The organism is Micromonospora sp. NPDC050397 (genome assembly GCF_044901685.1).
Taxonomy (GTDB): domain Bacteria; phylum Actinomycetota; class Actinomycetes; order Mycobacteriales; family Micromonosporaceae; genus Micromonospora_G.
This window is the reverse complement of record NZ_JBJDPS010000003.1, coordinates 354,542-371,223: the sequence shown is the minus strand read 5'-3', so window position 1 is coordinate 371,223 and position 16,682 is coordinate 354,542. Positions and strand designations below refer to the sequence as shown.

The following is a 16,682-nucleotide window of genomic DNA, read 5'->3' as shown; positions in this document are numbered from 1 at the left end:
CAGGAGGTTTGCCATGCAGGCACGTCGCAAGGTGTACGTGGAGGGATCGCGGCCCGACATCCGGGTCCCGTTCGCGGAGGTGGAGCTGGCCGGGGAGAACCCGCCGGTCCGGTTGTACGACACCTCCGGTCCCGGCAGCGACCCGGAGGTCGGGCTGCCGGCGCTGCGCGGTCCCTGGATCGCCGAGCGGGGTGACGTGGCGCCGGTACGTGGTGCCGGCACCCCACTGGCCGGAGTGGACGGTCGACGGCCGACCCAGTTGGCGTACGCGCGGGCCGGGATCGTCACGCCGGAAATGGAATTTGTCGCGCTCCGCGAGAACCTTCCCGCGGAGCTGGTACGCGACGAGATCGCCCGGGGCCGGGCGGTGCTGCCGCTCAACGTCAACCACCCCGAGGTCGAGCCGGCGATCATCGGCAGTCGGTTCCTGGTCAAGGTGAACGCCAACATCGGCACTTCGGCGGTGACCTCGTCGGTCGCCGAGGAGGTGGAGAAGCTGACCTGGGCCACCCGCTGGGGTGCGGACACGGTCATGGACCTCTCCACCGGCAAGCGGATCCACGAGACGCGGGAGGCGATCGTCCGCAACTCGCCGGTTCCGATCGGCACCGTACCGATCTACCAGGCGCTGGAGAAGGTCGGCGGCGACCCGGTCAAGCTCTCCTGGGAGGTGTTCCGGGAGACCGTGATCGAGCAGGCCGAGCAGGGCGTCGACTACATGACCGTGCACGCCGGGGTGCTGATGCGGTACGTGCCGCTGGCGGTCGAGCGGGTCACCGGGATCGTCTCCCGGGGCGGCTCGATCATGGCGGCCTGGTGCCTGGCGCACCACGAGGAGAATTTCCTATACACGAATTTCCGCGAACTGTGCGAGATTCTTGCCCGATATGACGTGACCTTCTCCCTCGGCGACGGGCTGCGTCCCGGTTCGATCGCCGACGCCAACGACGAGGCGCAGTTCGCCGAACTGCGTACTCTCGGCGAACTGACAAAAATCGCCTGGGAGTACGACGTCCAGGTGATGATCGAAGGACCGGGTCACGTGCCCATGCACAAGATCAAGGAGAATGTCGATCTCCAGCAGGAGCTCTGCCAGGAGGCGCCGTTCTACACCCTCGGTCCACTCACCACCGACATCGCGCCCGCGTACGACCACATCACCTCGGCCATCGGCGCGGCGATGATCGGTATGTTCGGCACCGCGATGCTCTGCTACGTCACCCCCAAGGAGCACCTGGGGCTGCCGGACCGGGACGACGTCAAGGCGGGTGTGATCGCGTACAAGATCGCCGCGCACGCGGCTGACCTGGCCAAGGGCCACCCCGGCGCCCAGGTCTGGGACGACGCGCTCTCCAAGGCCCGGTTCGAGTTCCGCTGGGAGGACCAGTTCAACCTCTCGCTCGACCCGGAGACGGCACGGGCGTACCACGACGCGACGCTGCCCGCCGAGCCGGCCAAGACCGCGCACTTCTGCTCCATGTGCGGCCCGAAGTTCTGCTCGATGAAAATCACGCAGGAGCTCAAGGAGTACGCGGCACGCGGCATGCGGGACAAGTCGACCGAGTTTGTCGAGTCCGGCGGCAAGGTCTACCTCCCCCTGGCCTGAACCGGGGAAAGGTGTTGATCATGAAGTTGTCGCCCGGTATGGGCAAATTCCGGTGCGACAACTTCATGATCAACAGTCCCGGGCCGGGGCGCGGTGTACGCCGGCAGGGTGCGGGTCAGTCCGCGTGGTGGCGACCGGTGGAGCGGAGAGTACGGCGGGGGGCGTCGTCGCGGGGTGCGTCCTCCCCCGGGGAGGGGGCTCCGAGGCCGCTCACCCAGTCGACGTACTCCTCGTCCTTCTCCGGTACGGCGCGTTCCGTACGTCCGCGACCGCGCGGTTCACGCTGGGCAGGTGGTTCGGTGGGGGCGGCGTCCGTGCTGGTGGCCGGTCCGGACTCGTCATCGCCGCTGGCCGCCCGGTTACGGCGGAACAGACCACGCCGGGGCCGGGCCGACTTCGTCTCGGAGGGCGCCGCCAAGGGCGAATCGGGCGATGGCTCGGTGGAGGCGGCGGGAGCATCCTGCTCGCTGCCCCGTGCCGAGGTCGCCTGCTCGGGCACCCGGTAGGTGGCTTCGGGAACGGACGGCTCGGACGGCTTCCGGGCGGCACGGCCCGGCTCGGGCGGGGTGGCCATCGTGGGCGTGACCGGTTGTGGCGGCGTGAGCCGGCTGCTGGTGGTCGGTGCCGGTTCGGTCGGGGTGACCCGCCTGGGGGTGCTGATCGGCTCCGGTGGGGTGGCACGCTTGCCGGTGCCGACCGGCTCGGGGGCGCGTACGGGCTTGGCGGTGCTGATCGGCTCCGGGGTGGCGAACGGCTCGGCGGAGGCGACCGGCCGGGGAGACGTGGTACGGCCCCCATCACCGTTGCTGTCGACGTCGCGACCGGTCGGGCCGGGGCGTTCCGGGGTGCTGCCCGATCCTGCCCCGCCGCTGCCCGATCCTGTTCCGCTGCTGCCTGATCCTGTTCCGCCGCCGTCTGGCCGGCTCGCTGCGGCGAACGCGTCCCAGCCGCTGTCCGTACGTTCCTCGAACGGCTTACGCGGGTCGACGGTGGACGGCCAGTAGTCACCGGTCGCCGGCGTGGCGAGCGTCGGATCGGCCCACTCCGGCTCCGGACGCCGGTCCGATGATCGCGCGGGCGGCACAACCGGCTCCGTGCTCGAAGCCGACTCCGTCACCCTCCGGATCGGCTCGGGCGTGGAGGGGATCGGGCCGGTAGTCGTCCGGGTCGGGATCGGTTCGGGCGCGAAAGGGGCCGGACCAGTAGCCGTCCGGGTCGGGTCGGTCGTGGACCGGACCGGGCTGGTCGGCGGGGTCTCCGTGGTGGGTGACGTGGCCGGGGGCTGCGCCGTCGCGGACGGTGGGGCCGCCTTCGGCGGGTTCACGGAGGGTGTGCCGATGTCGGCACTGGTGGTCGGGGCGGCCGGGCTGGTGGGGCGGGTGGTCTGCTCGCTCGGCCGACGTTGGCCGGGGATGCTGGTCGGAATGACCGGCTGGTCGTCCGCCGTGCCGCTGGCCGCAGGGGCGGTCCAGGTCTCGGTCGGATGGGTGGCCCAGGCGTCGGTGGGTCGGTCGGCCCGGACCCCGGGCGGCGGGGCGGTAGTGGTCTCGGCCGGTCCGGAGTCGCGTACCGGCTGCTCTTCGTGCACCCGGCGGAGGATCTCGGTCGGCTCCAGCGGGGTCGGCCGGGCTGTCTCGGCGGTCAGTGGCCAGCGCATCACCGCGGCGAGCACCGAACCGAGAGCGCCCGCACCGACCGCGACCAGCGCACCCCAGTACGGCGCGGCCTGGTACTTGTCCGCCGAGCCGCCCGTTCCGGCGCTCAGATAGGCCAGGGCGAGCAGCGCCGGGCCAACCGCGCCCGTGCTCGCCACGACCGAGGTCGGGTGTTTCCGGAAGCGTGCCACCGCCCCGCTGATCGCGCCGGCCACCAGGGCCAGCGCCGCCATGGTCACGACCGCCAGCCGCTGGGTGGTGCCGGCGCCGAGCCAGGCCGGGTCGGGCACACCGAGTCGTACGGCCGGAAGCGGGTCGGTCGGGCCGAGTGACGGCATCACCGAGATCAGCGCCAGCAGCCAGATCCCGCCGGTCAGCAGGGCGATGTTCCAACTGATCGGGGACCAGTTCAGCGCGGCCAGCGCCGCTACCAGCCCGACCACCGCACCCAGTGTGGCGACCAGACCGGTGGCGAGCACCGGGTCGACGGATGCCACCTCAGCGGCGCGGGCCGGCTGCATGGAGAGCGGCGCGACGGCGCCGGCACCGAGCGCGGCGGCGCCGGCGAGCGCCGCCCGGGTGGCGACCGTCGGCCGGTAGTCGTACCGCCGGGCCAGCCGGTCGGCGATCACCGCACCGACGACCCCGGCCACCATTGTGAACCAACTCACCCAGGTGAGCTGCGCGGTCCAGTGACTGGCCGTGGTCGAGTCGAAGGTACGGGCGAAGCGCACGATGCCGAAGCCGTACGCGAAGCCGAGTTGGCCCGCTCCGGCGAGCACGCCGACGCCGAGTGCGACGAGCAGCACCCTGCCCCAGGTCCGAAAGGCCATGCGGGGCAGGTTACGGCCCCTCCGGTCCGATCGCCACCCTGGCGTCAGCGCGTCGACGACTACTTCGACTGCCTGGTCACGCCGGTGATGCCAGTTGGGGCAGCACCTCGGTGGCGATGAGTTCCAGGTGGTCCAGATCACGTATTTCGGTCAGGCGAAGGTGCACCCGGCTGGTCCCGATCTCCGCGAACTCCCCGAGCCGCTCGACCAACTGGTTCGGCGACCCGACCACCGGGTCCTCCGGCGGCAGCGCGCTCTTCTCGTGCAGCGGAACGGCGCGGCGCCGGGCCTCGGCCTCGTTGCGGCCGATCGCCACCACGACACCGGCGGAGAGCCGCAGCGGCCCGAGCCCGTTTGCGGCCCGGTCCACCTTGTGGCACGCCGCGTGCACCCGCTCGTACGCCTCGGCGGTCTCCTTGACCGACTTGAACGGCATGTTGAACTCGGTCGCGTAGCGGGCGGCCAGTGCCGGGGTGCGCTTGAGGCCCTTGCCCCCGACGATGATCGGCGGTCCCGGCACCTGCACCGGCTTCGGCAGGGCTGGGGCGTCGATCAACCGGTAGTGCTCGCCCTGGTGGTTGAACCGCTCACCCAGTGGCGTTCCCCACAGGCCGGTCACCACGGCGAGTTGTTCGGCCAGCCGGCTGAACCTTTCGCCAACCGGAGGGAACGGGATGCCGTACGACAGGTGCTCCCGCTCGTACCAACCCGCGCCGATGCCGAGCTCGGCCCGGCCGCCGCTCATCTGGTCCACCTGCGCGACGATCACGGCGAGCTGGCCGGGCAGCCGGAAGGTGGAGGAGGTGACCAGGGTGCCCAGCCTGATCGTGGAGGTCTCCCGGGCCAGGCCGGCCAGGGTGATCCAGGCGTCGGTCGGACCGGGCTCGCCCAGGTCCGCGCCCATCGCCTGGTAGTGGTCCGCCCGGAACCAGCCGTCGAATCCGGACTCCTCGGCCAGGCGGGCCATGCGTAGTTGGTCGTCGTAGGTGGCGCCGCGATGCGGCTCGACAAAGATGGAAACTCGCACGTCAGTGACCCTTCGCTCCGGCGGTTGCCGGGGAATCGCGTTCCATCAGCAGTTCGTGCAGATCAGCGCTGCAACGGGCGACCTCTTCGAGGTGGGCGTTGCGGCCCAGGCTGCGCGGCCGTGGAATGTTGATGTCCACCACCTTGCGCAGTCGGCCCGGACGCGGGCTCAGCACGATCACCCGGTCCGCCAGCAGCACGGCCTCGTCGATCGAGTGGGTGACAAACACAATGGTCGCGGCGTTCTCCATGTGCACCCGCTGCAGTTCCACCGACAGCTCCTCACGGGTGAGGGCGTCGAGGGCGGAGAACGGTTCGTCCATGAGCATCACCCGCGGATTGCCGATCAACGACCGGCAGAGCGAGACTCGTTGCTGCATGCCACCGGAGAGTTCGTGTGGCAGCCGCTTCTCGAAACCGCCGAGTCCGACCATCTCGAGCAGTTCCATGGCACGAGCCCGGTGGCTCGCGCGGCGCCAGCCGAAGATCTCCACCGGCAGCAGTACGTTGTCGAGCACCGACCGCCAGGGCAGCAGTGCTGGACGCTGGAAGAGCATGGCGATATCGCGGCGGGTCTTGGTGACCCGCTCACCGGCCACTGTGATCTCTCCCTCGGTCGGCGGGAGCAATCCAGCGATAAGTCGGAGCAAAGTGGACTTTCCGCATCCGGAACGACCGACAATCGCTACGAATTCGCCCTCGGCCACGTCCAGATCGATGCCGCGCAGCGCCTCCACAGTGCCCGATCGTCCCGTGAAGGTGCGAGACACTCCCGCTAGTCGGATCATCCGACAGCTCCCCATCCAGCGTTGGCAGGTCAACAGCCGTGACAGGTTATCCGGATTGTCGCCGGACGGACAGCCCGGGGGGCGATACCAGTTTGTTTCCGTTCCGCAACATGACACGCCTGGCGGGGCAAAGGTGGGCTTCTCGTACGCTGTGCCCGCGAAGTTTCCTTACCCACGGCACGGCGCCCACCCCCGGCCCCGAGCCGCCCCGCCCCAAACCGCCCCCTCCGGACGGTCGAAAGCCGCCGGTCGAAAGGAAATGGTGTTCATGAAAAGGCTGACCCGTACGCTCGCCGTCGCCGCCCTGGCCAGCACTTTGGCTATCGCGAGCGGTTGCAGTGGAGCGGACGACTCCAACGACGCCGGTGGCTCCGGTAACGGTGGAACGCTGGAGAAGGTGACGTACCTGACCTCCTTCGCCAACTTCGGCCGCGACGCGTACGCGTACGTCGCCAAGGACAAGGGCTACTTCAAGGAGGCCGGGTTCGATGTCGACATCAAGCCCGGCAGCGGCACCCTGAACAACCTCAAGGCGATCGCCACCGGCACCGCGATGTTCACCCCGCTCGACCTCACCGGCATCCTGCAGGCCCGGGGTCAGGGCAACGTGCCCGAGGCCAAGGACGTGACCGTGGTCGCGGGCATCCAGCAGCGGACCATGGCCGCGATCATCACCCTCGACGGCAAGGGCATCACCACGCCGAAGGACCTCGAGGGCAAGACGCTGGTCGACAGCCCCAGCTCGGTGGTGCGCAACCTCTTCCCGACCTACGCCAAGCTCGCCGGTGTCGACGCCGGAAAGGTGACCTGGCGCGACGGTGAGCCGGCCGCCCTGATCGGGCAGCTCGCCGCCGGTTCCGGCGATGGCATCGGGCAGTTCGTGGTGGGCAAGCCCACCGTCGAGGCGGCGGCGAAGGGCAAGAAGGCCGTCGTTCTGCCGTACAGCGACGTGATGACCGACCTCTACGGCAACGTCCTGGTCACCTCGACCAAGATCGCCAAGGAGGACCCGGAGAAGGTCAAGCGGTTCACCGCCGCGCTGATCAAGGGGCTCAACGACAGCGTGACGAACCCCAAGGAGGCCGGCGAGATCCTGAACAAGAACGTTCCGACCGCCAACGCCGCGCCGGCCGCCGCCGAGTGCGAGCTGATGGCGTCGTTCGTGGGTAGCGGCTCGGCGGTCGGCACGGTCGACATCGCCCGGGTGACCCGCAGCATCGCGATCCTCCAGGGTGCCGGCGCGATCCCGCCGGGCCTGACCGCGGAGCAGCTCATCGACGTCAACCTGACGCCGAAGGCCTGAGCTTCCCAGAGCGACGGGGGTACACCCACCGGTGCGGACCGGTGGGTGTACCCCCGCTCTGTCCCGGCCGCGTGCCGGAACCGAATGAGGAGTGTGAGATCAAGAAATGGCCGAGTTGACCGAGGTTCGACCCAGGGCGGCCACGGCCGTGACCCGACAGCGCCGGGCCGGTGGGTCGGTTGCCCACATGGCGGTCTGGCCGATCGTCGGCATGCTGGTCACGATCGCCGCCTGGTGGCTCTCGACGGACGTGTTCGCGCTGATCCACCCGGCGGTGCTGCCACCACCGGGCGAGGTGCTGGACGCGTTCACCGAGAAGCCCAGCCTGCTGTTCGAGGGATTGCTGGAGACCACGCTGGAGACCGCCATCGGGTTCCTGATCTCGGCGGCGGCGGGCATCGTGCTCGGGCTCGTACTCTCCGCCTCGCGGACCATCGAGCGGATGTTCTCCCCGCTGCTGGTCGGGGTGAACGCGATCCCGAAGGTGACCATCGCGCCGCTGCTGGTCTTCGCCTTCGGATGGGGACAGCAGCCAATCCTGATCATGGTGTTCCTGCTCTGCTTCTTCCCGATCGTGCTGGCCACCACGGCCGGACTCAACGCCGCCCCGTCCGAGCTGGTCGAGCTGGCGAAATCCCTGCACGCGTCGCGCTGGCAGACGTTCCGCAAGGTACGGATGCCGGCGGCGCTGCCCCAGATCTTCGTCGGCCTGAAGGTGGCCATGCCGCTGGCCGCGATCGGCGCCGTGATCGGCGAGTTCCAGGCGGGTGCCGGCCGGGGACTGGGTACGCAGATCATCCAGTTCGGCGGCCAGGGCGACAGTGCCACGGCATGGGTGGCGATCCTGTTCATCGGCTTGATGAGCATCGTGCTCTACTACGCGCTGGTCCTGGTCGAGTACCTCGCCCTGCCGTGGGTACGGGAGACCACCTCGGCGCGCTGAGCGTCGCCGCTGGGCCGCTCCACGGCCCAACGGGCGGCGGCCACGGACCGACCCGGTGAGGATCGGTCCGTGGCCGCCGGTTCGGTACGGGGCAGGCCGCCGGTCTCGTACGGGTCAGCTCGCCAGGCGCCAGCGGCCGTCGCGGGCCACCAGCATGCTGAGTGCCTGCGGCATCAGGCCGGAGTGGTTGTCCGGGGTCAACCGGATCGGTCCGGAGAGCCCGTCCAACTGGGTGGTCTCGAGCGCGTCGCGCAGGCCGTCCCGGTTGACGTTCTCGCTGGTGCTGTTGGCCCGTACCGCCGCGTCGGTGAGCATCTGCAAGGCGTCGGCGGCGAAGGACGAGGCGCCGTAGTAGCCACCGAACCGCGCGGTGTAGTCCCGGAACCACTGCTTCCGGGCGGCCTTCGCGGGAGTGGTGGCGATCACGTCGTCGATCACCATGGTCTGGGTGAAGACCAAGCTCGCGTTCTCGGCCGCGGCACCGCCGTCCCCTTCGAGAAACAGGTCGCCGGCGGCGCCCGCGTCGAACAGGAGCGGCCCCTTGTAGTTCCTGGACTTCGCCTGGCTGGCGACCAACATCGATTGTTCCGGGTTGGTCCAGACGATGATCGCGTCCGCCTTGGCGGTTGTCATCGCCCCCACCGCCGCGGTGAGATCGGTGTCGTTGGGCCGGATCGTTTTAGTCGCGGCAATTTTCTTGTTGGCCTTGCCCAGTTCATCAACCAGGGCAAGATTGCCGTTACGGCCGTACGCGTCGTCGGTGTAGATCACGCCGACGTCTTTGATGTCCTTCTGGAGTTTCACTTCGGCGACCAGGGCTGCGGCGCTGTCCGCCGCGTTCGGTGCGAGTTTGAACACGTACCGTCGGTCGGCGATCGGGGTCGCGACTTCGTTGGCCGCGGCCAGGGCGATGGTCGGGATCTTCTTCTCGTTGACGGTGTTTGCCGCGGCCACCGCACAGCTCCCGCAGCCGCCCATGATGATGGCGCTGACCGACGGGTCGGCGGCGAACTCGCTGATGTTACGCGAGGATTCGCCCGCGTCCGAGCGGTTGTCCTTGACCTTGAGCGTGAGCGTGCGGCCACCGAGTACGCCGGACGCGTTGATCTGCTCGACCTTGAGCTCCAGGGCGCGCTGGTATGCCTCGCCGGCCGGCGCCGACGCGCCGGAGAGTTCCAGGTCGGCGCGGATCACGATCTCGCCGGATTCCTGAGGGTCGTTGCTGAACTGGCAGCCGGTGAGCGACGTGGCCAGAATGGCCGAGGCGAGCACCGTGAGTGTCGCGGAGCGGATGGGCGTCAACTCAGTCCTCCATGTGCGCGGCTAGGGCGGGGTGCCCGGTCACCGGCGACGAATTCCGTCCTCAGTAGAGCGACGGGGGTGGTCTGTCGTACGGTGTGCGCGAAGCCTTCAAACCTGGAAAACCTTGCCAATGGCGAGCGCCCGGGTCAAGCGGGCGTTGTCGTGCGTGTTTCAGGACGGCGATCCTACATTCGGGACGCCGATCCCACATGTTGGCCACGTCTCATGTTTGCGGGCGTTAACTTTCCAGAAGCAAGCGACCACTCTGACGATATTTGCCCAGTTCAAGGGGCCTGTCAAAAGAAGGGATTCGGTGAGCAGAGTAGTGGTTCCGTCTCGTCCGACCGATTCCTGCCGTACCGCCGCTTCCCAAATCGGCCGGCTTCTGATGAAATCGCGGCCGTGCCGCGTGCGGCCCCATCCGTGGCAGCAGGCACCGGAGGGCTGGCCACGCGTGGAAGAAACGACGGAGGCGATGTCGTGAGCACCGGACCTACGACCCTGCCCGAAAACGGCCCCCCGGAGCACGGGCAACGGCGCCGATGGTTTCCCCGACTGCGGGATACCAGGATTCGGTCCAAACTCGCCCTAATCCTGGTGGTGCCGGTGGCAGCGGTACTCGCGCTGGCCACTGTCCGGCTTGTCGACGTCGGCCAGACGGCATTCGACGCGAACATGATCCGGTCACTGACCGCGCTCTCGGTGGACGTCTCGGCGCTCAGCCAGGATCTGCACAAGGAGCGGATGGCCGCGGCCGCCTACCTGGCGGACCCGGATGCGAACGCGGACGGCTACAACGCCGCGCTGCGCCAGACGGACTCGCGGATCACCGCGTACAGCGACCAGCGCGGCAGCATCGGCAACGTTCCCGAGTCGATGCAGAGCCGGATCACCAAGATCGACGACCACCTGGCGACCCTGAACAGCACCCGCCAGGAGGTGCTCGACCGCAAGCAGATGCTGGTGGTCGAGGCGGTGTTGCGCTACGGCGTGATCCTGACCGACCTCGGCGACTTCGGTGAGACGCTCGGTGAGCTCTCCGGTGAGGGCCGGGTGGGCGACAGCCTCCGCGCCGTCGCCGCGTTCGCCCGAGCGAAAGCGGGAGCTGCGGAGGAGCAGGCGGTGGGCTACACCGCGCTCCGTTCCGGTCAGCTCGACCAGGAGCAGTACTCCTCCTTCGTGGCGACCCAGACCAGCCAGCAGGAGGCCCTGGCCTCGTTCGAGCTGGTCGCCTCGGCGAGCCAGAACGAGCTGGTCGACCGCACCTACAGCGGTGACGCGGTGACCCTGGCCGAACAGGCCGCGTCCGACGTCGCCCGCTCGGTGGGACAGCCGACCGTGCCGGACGCCAACGCCACGTCCAACGCCATCGGCGCGGTCATCGACCTGATGCGCTGGGCGGAGATCCAGCTCGAGGTCGAGCTGATCGAACTGGCCGACCAGGCCCAGTCGGACGTTATCCAGCAGGCGGTGATCGAGTCGATCGTCGTCCTGATCACGCTGATCGTCGCGATCGCGCTCGCCGTCATGCTGGCCCGTTCGCTCAACGCCTCGCTGCGCCGGCTGCGTGAGGGCGCCCTCTCGGTGGCCAACCACGACCTGCCGGACGCGGTCGCCCGGCTGCAGAACGTCGGCAGCATCGGCGACGGCGGCGTGGAGGAGATCGTCCGCCAGGTTCGGGACCCGATCCGGTTGTCGAACAAGGACGAGGTCGGGCAGGTGGCGCTCGCGTTCAACGTCGTACACCGGGAAGCGGTCCGGGTCGCGGCCGAGCAGGCCGCCCTGCGGACCAGCGTCTCGGCGATGTTCCTCAACCTGGCCCGGCGAAGCCAGGCGCTGGTCGATCGCATGATCGGCGAGCTCGACATGATCGAGCGCGGCGAGGAGGACCCGAAGCGGTTGGCGCAGCTCTTCGAGCTGGACCACCTGGCCACCCGAATGCGCCGCAACGACGAGAACCTGCTGGTGCTCGCCGGTGCCGACTCGACCGCCCCCCGACGCGACGACGCGCTCCTGGTGGACGCGCTGCGGGCGGCGCAGTCCGAGGTCGAGGCGTACAACCGGATCGAGTTCGGCACCGTCGACACCGACATCTCGGTGGCCGCGCACGCGGTCAACGACGTGGTCCGGCTCGTCGCCGAACTGCTGGACAACGCGACCCGGTTCTCCTCGCCGAACACGGTCGTGGTCGCCGACGCCCGGCGGATCCGCGACTACGTGCTGATCCAGGTCGAGGACCGTGGTCTGGGTCTGAGCGAGGAGCAGCTCGACGCGCTCAACCGCCGGTTGGCGGCCCCGCCGACGGTGGACGTGGCCGCGTTCCGGCTGATGGGTCTGGCCGTGGTCAGCCGGCTCGCCTCCCGGTACGGCATCCGGGTCGAGCTGCGCCGTAACGTCGAGGGCGGAACGGTCGCCCAGGTGACCCTGCCCGCCGACACCGTCGTACTGCCGCAACTGCGTGGGCGCGAGCCGCTCGCCACCCGGCCGCGGCAGCCGCTCGCGGTCGAGCCGGGTCCGGCCGCCGCACTGCCGGCGGCGCCGTCCTGGTCGGAGCCGATGGCGCCGGCCGGTGCCCGGACCTCCGCCGCCACCCTGACCGACCAGTGGCGTACCACCCCGCCGGCACCGCCGGCCCAGCCGGTCCAACCGGCGGCGCCGATGCAGTGGCAGACCGCCGACGCGCGGGACACCACCTTCGCGGTCGGCGCGGGGAGCCAGGTCGGCGCCGGCAGCCTGCCGGTCAGCCACCAGTCGGCGATGCAGCCGACCGCCGCCCACCCGCTGGTCACCCCGCCGCCGCCGGCCACGCACCCCAGCCTGCCGGCACCGGTGGACATGCACGCCGGTTCGCCGACCATGGCGTACCCGACCGTCCGGTCGCTGCCGCAGCGGACCGTCGGTGCCACCCCGGTCCCCAGCGGTGCCCCGGCCAACCCGGTGCCCTCCGCTGGTCTGCCGGCCGGACCGGTCGCCGGCATGGTCGCTCCGACCCCGCCGCCACTGCCGTCCATCCCCATCCCCGCCGCTCCGGCACCTCGGGCACCCCGGGCGGAGCAGCCGGGGGAGGCGCCGATCTTCCGCGAGATGGAAGCGGTCTGGTTCCGGTCACACGGTCAGGACTCGACGGCGATCTTCAACGTGCCACCGGGCGGTTACCAGACGCCGCCCCCGCCGGCGGCGGCACCGGTCGTGCCGGCGCCCCGGGCAGCCGAGCCGGCCGCCCAGCGGGCCAGCCTGGCCGAGAGCGTGTCCGTCCGCGGTCGCGCCACTCTGCCGGCCCGCACTCCCGGCCAGACCAGCACCACCAGCACCACCGGCTACTCCTCGCAGCAGCCGGCCGCCGAACCGCTGCGGGCGCCGGAACCGGTCACACCGGTCCACGTGCCGGAGCCGGTCCAGGCGGCACCGGCGGCCACCCCCGGTACCGAGGCGTGGCGGACGGCGGCGGACGACGGTTGGGCCCGGGCCACCCGCGCGTCCGAACCGGCCAACGCCGGCACCACCCGCTCCGGCCTGCCCAAGCGGGTGCCGCAGGCGCAACTCGTACCCGGCGGCGTCGAGACCAAGCCCGGTCAGGCGCCAAGCCGTCGAACCCCGGACGAGGTACGGGGATTGCTGTCCGCCTACCACCGCGGTGTGCAACGCGGCCGTACGGCCGGCAGTGAGCAGAACGGCACGACATCAACCAAGGAGACGAGCCGATGAACAGGCCAGCAGCGATGCAGGACATGGGTTGGCTGCTCAGCAACTTCGCCGACAGTGTGGCGGGGATCGCGCACGTGGTGGCCGTCTCGGCCGACGGGCTGCTTCTCGCCTCCTCGCGGGATCTGCCGCAGGACCGCGCTGACCAGCTCGCCGCGATCACCTCCGGCGTGGTCAGCCTGACCGACGGGGCTTCCCGGATGTTCAGCGCCGGTGGAGTGCTTCAGACGGTCATCGAGATGGACAGCGGTTATCTGTTCCTGATGTCCATCAGTGACGGCTCGTCGATGGCCGTCCTGGCAGCTCGGAGTTGTGATGTCGGCCAGGTGGGCTACGAGATGGCGCTCCTGGTCGAACGGGTGGGAGCCGCGCTGGTGCCGTTGCCGCGCGAGGCGGTCGTCCGCCCCTAGCACGGATGTGACCAAGGACGGATGTCGGTGGTGCCGCGACCTGACCGGAAGGAGGTGACCGCAGGATGGACTATCAACCACCAAGGCGCGAGGACCCGCGCGGTGCGTTGGTCCGGCCGTACGCGGTCACCCGCGGCCGTACCGAACCTCGCCAGGAAATCGCCCTTGAGGCGGTCCTCACGGCGACTCCGGCGGCGGTTGCGGAGTCCCGGTTCGCCGGGCATGACAAGCACCGCATCGCGACTGTGTGCGAGGGCCGAGCGCAGTCGCTGGCGGAGATCGCCGCGTACACCCGGCTACCGCTCGGTGTCGCCCGGGTGCTGGTCGCCGACATGGTGGCGGACAGCTTGCTGACGCTGCACAGTGCCGCTCCCGCGGAAGCGTACGAGGAGCGGATGGAACTGCTTGAGAGGGTGCTAAGTGGACTTCGCAGGCTATGACCCCGTCGGGGCACGCCGCAACCGGGGGATCACCTCCGCGAAGATTGTGGTTGCGGGCGGCTTCGGGGTGGGCAAGACGACGCTCGTCGGCGCGGTCTCGGAGATCACTCCGCTGACCACCGAGGCGGTGATGACAGCGGCCGGCGTCGGGATCGACGACCCGTCCAAGGTGCCGGGCAAGGAGACCACGACGGTCGCCATGGACTTCGGCCGTATCACCATGGCCCAGGACCTCATCCTCTACCTGTTCGGGACACCGGGACAGACCCGGTTCTGGTTCATGTGGGACGAGATCATCCGGGGTGCGGTGGGCGCCGCGGTGCTGGTGGACACCCGGCGGATCACGGATGCCTTCGCGCCGCTCGACTACTTCGAGAACCGGAAGCTGCCGTACGTGGTGGCGTTGAACCGTTTCGATGGTGCGCCGCAGTACGCGCCGGAGGAGGTGCGGGAGGCCCTGGCCATCGCCCCGCACGTGCCGCTGGTGATGACCGACGCCCGGCACCGGGAGTCGGTCAAGCAGGTGCTGGTAACGGTGGTGGAGCACGCGATGGCCACCCTGCAGGCGCAGCACGGCCGGGGCTTCCCCACCCCGGTCGGCTGAGTCACCGCCCCGGTCACCGGTGCCGGGGCGGATGCTCCCTCCGGTACGGCTCGGCACCCGGTTCCCGTCGCGTACGGACGCGTCGTGAACCTGGTTGCCGAGTATCGGCCGGCGCTAGTGCGAGCCGTGGGTGCTGATCTCCCGCGCCCACGGCAGCAGCAGTCGTTCCGCCGTCGCGACGAGGTAGAACAGGCTGATGCCGAGCAGGGCCAGCAGGCCGATCGCGGCGAAGGCCAGCGGGGTGTCCGCCGACTGTCCGGTCAGGACGATGACCGCACCCAGGCCCGAGTTCGGGCTCTGGATCTCGGCCACCACCGCACCGATCACGGCCAGTGAGATGGCCAGTTTGAGCCCCACGAAGACCTGGGGCAGGGCCCACGGCACGCGGATCTTGGCGTAGCTCTGCCACCGCGAGGCGGAGAGCGACCGGGACAGCTCACCGAGTTCGGCCGGGGTCGAGGTGAGCCCGGCCATGGTGGAGACGACCACCGGGAAGAACGCGATCAGCGCCACCAGCGCGATCTTCGGGCGGGGACCGTACCCCATCCAGAGGACCAGCAGGGGTGCCACCGCGACCTTCGGCACGGCGTTGAAGGCCACGATCATCGGCATCGTGGCCCGCTCGACCGCCGGTGACGCGGCCAGCAGCAGCGCCACGACCAGACCGGCGCCGGCCGCGATGGCAAATCCGGCGAGCGTCTCCCAGAGCGTCACCCAGGTCGCTTCGAGCAGGTAGGCGGGCTCCCGGCGCAGCGCGTCGAGTACGTCCGGCGGTGCCGGCAGGAAGAAGGGCCGGATGTCGAAGACGATGGTCACCAACCACCAGCCGGCGATCGTCGTGGTCGCGCCGAGCAGTGGCAGGCCGAGCGCCGACCAGCGCCCCGAGGTCCGCATACCGCCGCTCAGGGCACGGGTACGAGGTCGAAGTCCACGACGGCCTCCGGGGTCAGCCCGGCGGGGATGAGTCCGGCCTGTTCCAGTACGCCAATGCTCCTGGTGGCGCGGGCCCGGTCGACCACGCCGATCGGCGCATCCGGTTCCGGACGCACGTACGGCGTCATCAGCGTGATCTCCGTGGCGGCCCCCTGCACGTTGACGGCCGGGTTGTGCCTCTTCATGATCTCGGCCGCCTCCTCGGGATGGTCGATCGTGTACGCGAGCCCCCGCAGCGCCGCCTCCCGGAACCGGCGGACCATCTCCGGGTCCTCCTCGGCCAGCTTCGCGGTGGTGGTGAGGCCGGTGCCGAGCAGGTCCGGCAGCAGGTCGCGGAACGGCAGCACGACCATCTTCTTCCCGGTTACCGTCTCGACCGTGCCCCTGGTGATGACAAACGTGCTGAGCACGTCGACCTGGCCACCGGCGAGCAGGCCGACGAGTTGCTGGGGCTGACTGTTGACGACCTTCAGGCTGGCGGCGTCGAAGCCGGCGAGTCGACCGTACGCCGGCAGCAGGGTCTGGGTGATCGAGCCGGTGGCCGCGCCGACCCGCTTGCCGGTCAGGTCGGTCGCGGTGGTGATGCCCGAGCCCTCGGGCGCGAAGATGGCGACCAGGGTGTCCCGATGCACCGCCGAGATGACCCGCAGGTCGGTGAAGGTGCCGGTGCCCGCCTGGATCATCAACTGGGTGATGTCGCTGTAGGTGAACTGGGCCCGGCCGGAGGCGAGCGCCTGGTTGTTGGTCGCGGGCGCGCCGAGTTGGACCGTGACGTCGAGCCCGGCCTCGGCGAAGAAGCCCTTCTCCCGGGCGACCCAGGCGAACGCGTCGTGTCCGCCGGTGCCGAACCCGGTGAGGTAGGTGACCCGGTCCGGGGTGCCGGCGACATCGCCCGGGTCCGGCTCCCCGCCATCCGAGCAGCCGGCGGCGACCAGCATCATCATGGCCAGCACGGCCGTGGTCAGGGTGCGCAGATGTGCCGTTTTCCGCATGTCTCCCCCGCGAGCGATCCGCCGATCATGCATAGACGTCCATCGCTGAGGATAACGACCGCCACCGGTCGTCGAAACAATTGACACGTAACAATGTCAATTCGATCTGCCGCGACCTGCCCGATCCGCCGCCTTCCGTCCGGGA

The 16,682-nt window shown here is 69.9% G+C and carries 13 protein-coding genes; 7 read left to right on the top strand and 6 right to left on the bottom strand.

Features of this window, described 5'->3' with window-relative positions:
* Positions 1–13 precede the first annotated feature (13 nt).
* Positions 14–1,606 carry a phosphomethylpyrimidine synthase ThiC gene (gene thiC / locus ACI2K4_RS12600; protein ID WP_404510665.1) on the top strand — a complete coding sequence of 531 codons (1,593 nt, stop codon included), beginning with the start codon at positions 14–16 and terminating at the stop codon, positions 1,604–1,606.
* Positions 1,607–1,721: 115 nt separating this feature from the next.
* On the opposite strand, the gene ACI2K4_RS12595 is transcribed toward thiC, so the two are convergent.
* The 3 genes from ACI2K4_RS12595 to ACI2K4_RS12585 form a co-directional block, all read right to left on the bottom strand.
* Positions 1,722–4,094 (bottom strand): hypothetical protein, encoded by a 2,373-nt coding sequence (locus ACI2K4_RS12595; protein ID WP_404510663.1) that lies wholly within the window; start codon positions 4,092–4,094, stop codon positions 1,722–1,724.
* Between the two features lie 76 nt (positions 4,095–4,170).
* Positions 4,171–5,121 carry an LLM class F420-dependent oxidoreductase gene (locus ACI2K4_RS12590; RefSeq protein WP_404510661.1) on the bottom strand — a complete coding sequence of 317 codons (951 nt, stop codon included), beginning with the start codon at positions 5,119–5,121 and terminating at the stop codon, positions 4,171–4,173.
* Between the two features lies 1 nt (position 5,122).
* Positions 5,123–5,908 (bottom strand): ABC transporter ATP-binding protein, encoded by a 786-nt coding sequence (locus ACI2K4_RS12585; RefSeq protein ID WP_404511781.1) that lies wholly within the window; start codon positions 5,906–5,908, stop codon positions 5,123–5,125.
* A gap of 268 nt (positions 5,909–6,176) precedes the next feature.
* Here ACI2K4_RS12585 and ACI2K4_RS12580 point away from each other — a divergent pair, with 268 nt between their 5' ends.
* Complete coding sequence (locus tag ACI2K4_RS12580; RefSeq protein WP_404510659.1) at positions 6,177–7,211, top strand: ABC transporter substrate-binding protein; 1,035 nt, start codon at positions 6,177–6,179, stop codon at positions 7,209–7,211.
* A gap of 115 nt (positions 7,212–7,326) precedes the next feature.
* Entirely contained in the window at positions 7,327–8,154 is an 828-nt protein-coding gene (locus ACI2K4_RS12575) for an ABC transporter permease (RefSeq protein ID WP_404511779.1), read from the top strand.
* 114 nt (positions 8,155–8,268) lie between these two features.
* Here the strand turns inward: ACI2K4_RS12575 and ACI2K4_RS12570 are convergent, their stop codons facing one another.
* Complete coding sequence (locus tag ACI2K4_RS12570) at positions 8,269–9,456, bottom strand: ABC transporter substrate-binding protein (RefSeq protein ID WP_404510657.1); 1,188 nt, start codon at positions 9,454–9,456, stop codon at positions 8,269–8,271.
* A 480-nt stretch (positions 9,457–9,936) separates the two neighbouring features.
* Between ACI2K4_RS12570 and ACI2K4_RS12565 the strand changes: the two genes are divergently transcribed.
* The 4 genes from ACI2K4_RS12565 (at position 9,937) to ACI2K4_RS12550 (ending at position 14,612) form a co-directional block, all read left to right on the top strand.
* Positions 9,937–13,161, top strand: coding sequence for a nitrate- and nitrite sensing domain-containing protein (locus ACI2K4_RS12565; protein ID WP_404510655.1), 3,225 nt, complete (start codon positions 9,937–9,939; stop codon positions 13,159–13,161).
* A complete protein-coding gene (locus ACI2K4_RS12560; RefSeq protein ID WP_121158446.1) occupies positions 13,158–13,568 on the top strand; it encodes a roadblock/LC7 domain-containing protein in 411 nt (136 codons plus the stop codon). Before ACI2K4_RS12565 ends, ACI2K4_RS12560 begins: the two co-directional genes overlap by 4 nt.
* 65 nt (positions 13,569–13,633) lie before the next feature.
* Entirely contained in the window at positions 13,634–14,008 is a 375-nt protein-coding gene (locus ACI2K4_RS12555) for a DUF742 domain-containing protein (RefSeq protein WP_404510653.1), read from the top strand.
* Positions 13,989–14,612 carry an ATP/GTP-binding protein gene (locus tag ACI2K4_RS12550; RefSeq protein ID WP_121158448.1) on the top strand — a complete coding sequence of 208 codons (624 nt, stop codon included), beginning with the start codon at positions 13,989–13,991 and terminating at the stop codon, positions 14,610–14,612. Before ACI2K4_RS12555 ends, ACI2K4_RS12550 begins: the two co-directional genes overlap by 20 nt.
* 114 nt (positions 14,613–14,726) lie before the next feature.
* Here the strand turns inward: ACI2K4_RS12550 and ACI2K4_RS12545 are convergent, their stop codons facing one another.
* Positions 14,727–15,506, bottom strand: a complete 780-nt coding sequence (locus tag ACI2K4_RS12545; RefSeq protein WP_404510652.1) for an ABC transporter permease — start codon at positions 15,504–15,506, stop codon at positions 14,727–14,729.
* A gap of 8 nt (positions 15,507–15,514) precedes the next feature.
* Complete coding sequence (locus ACI2K4_RS12540) at positions 15,515–16,537, bottom strand: ABC transporter substrate-binding protein (protein ID WP_404510651.1); 1,023 nt, start codon at positions 16,535–16,537, stop codon at positions 15,515–15,517.
* Between the last annotated feature and the right edge of the window lie 145 nt (positions 16,538–16,682).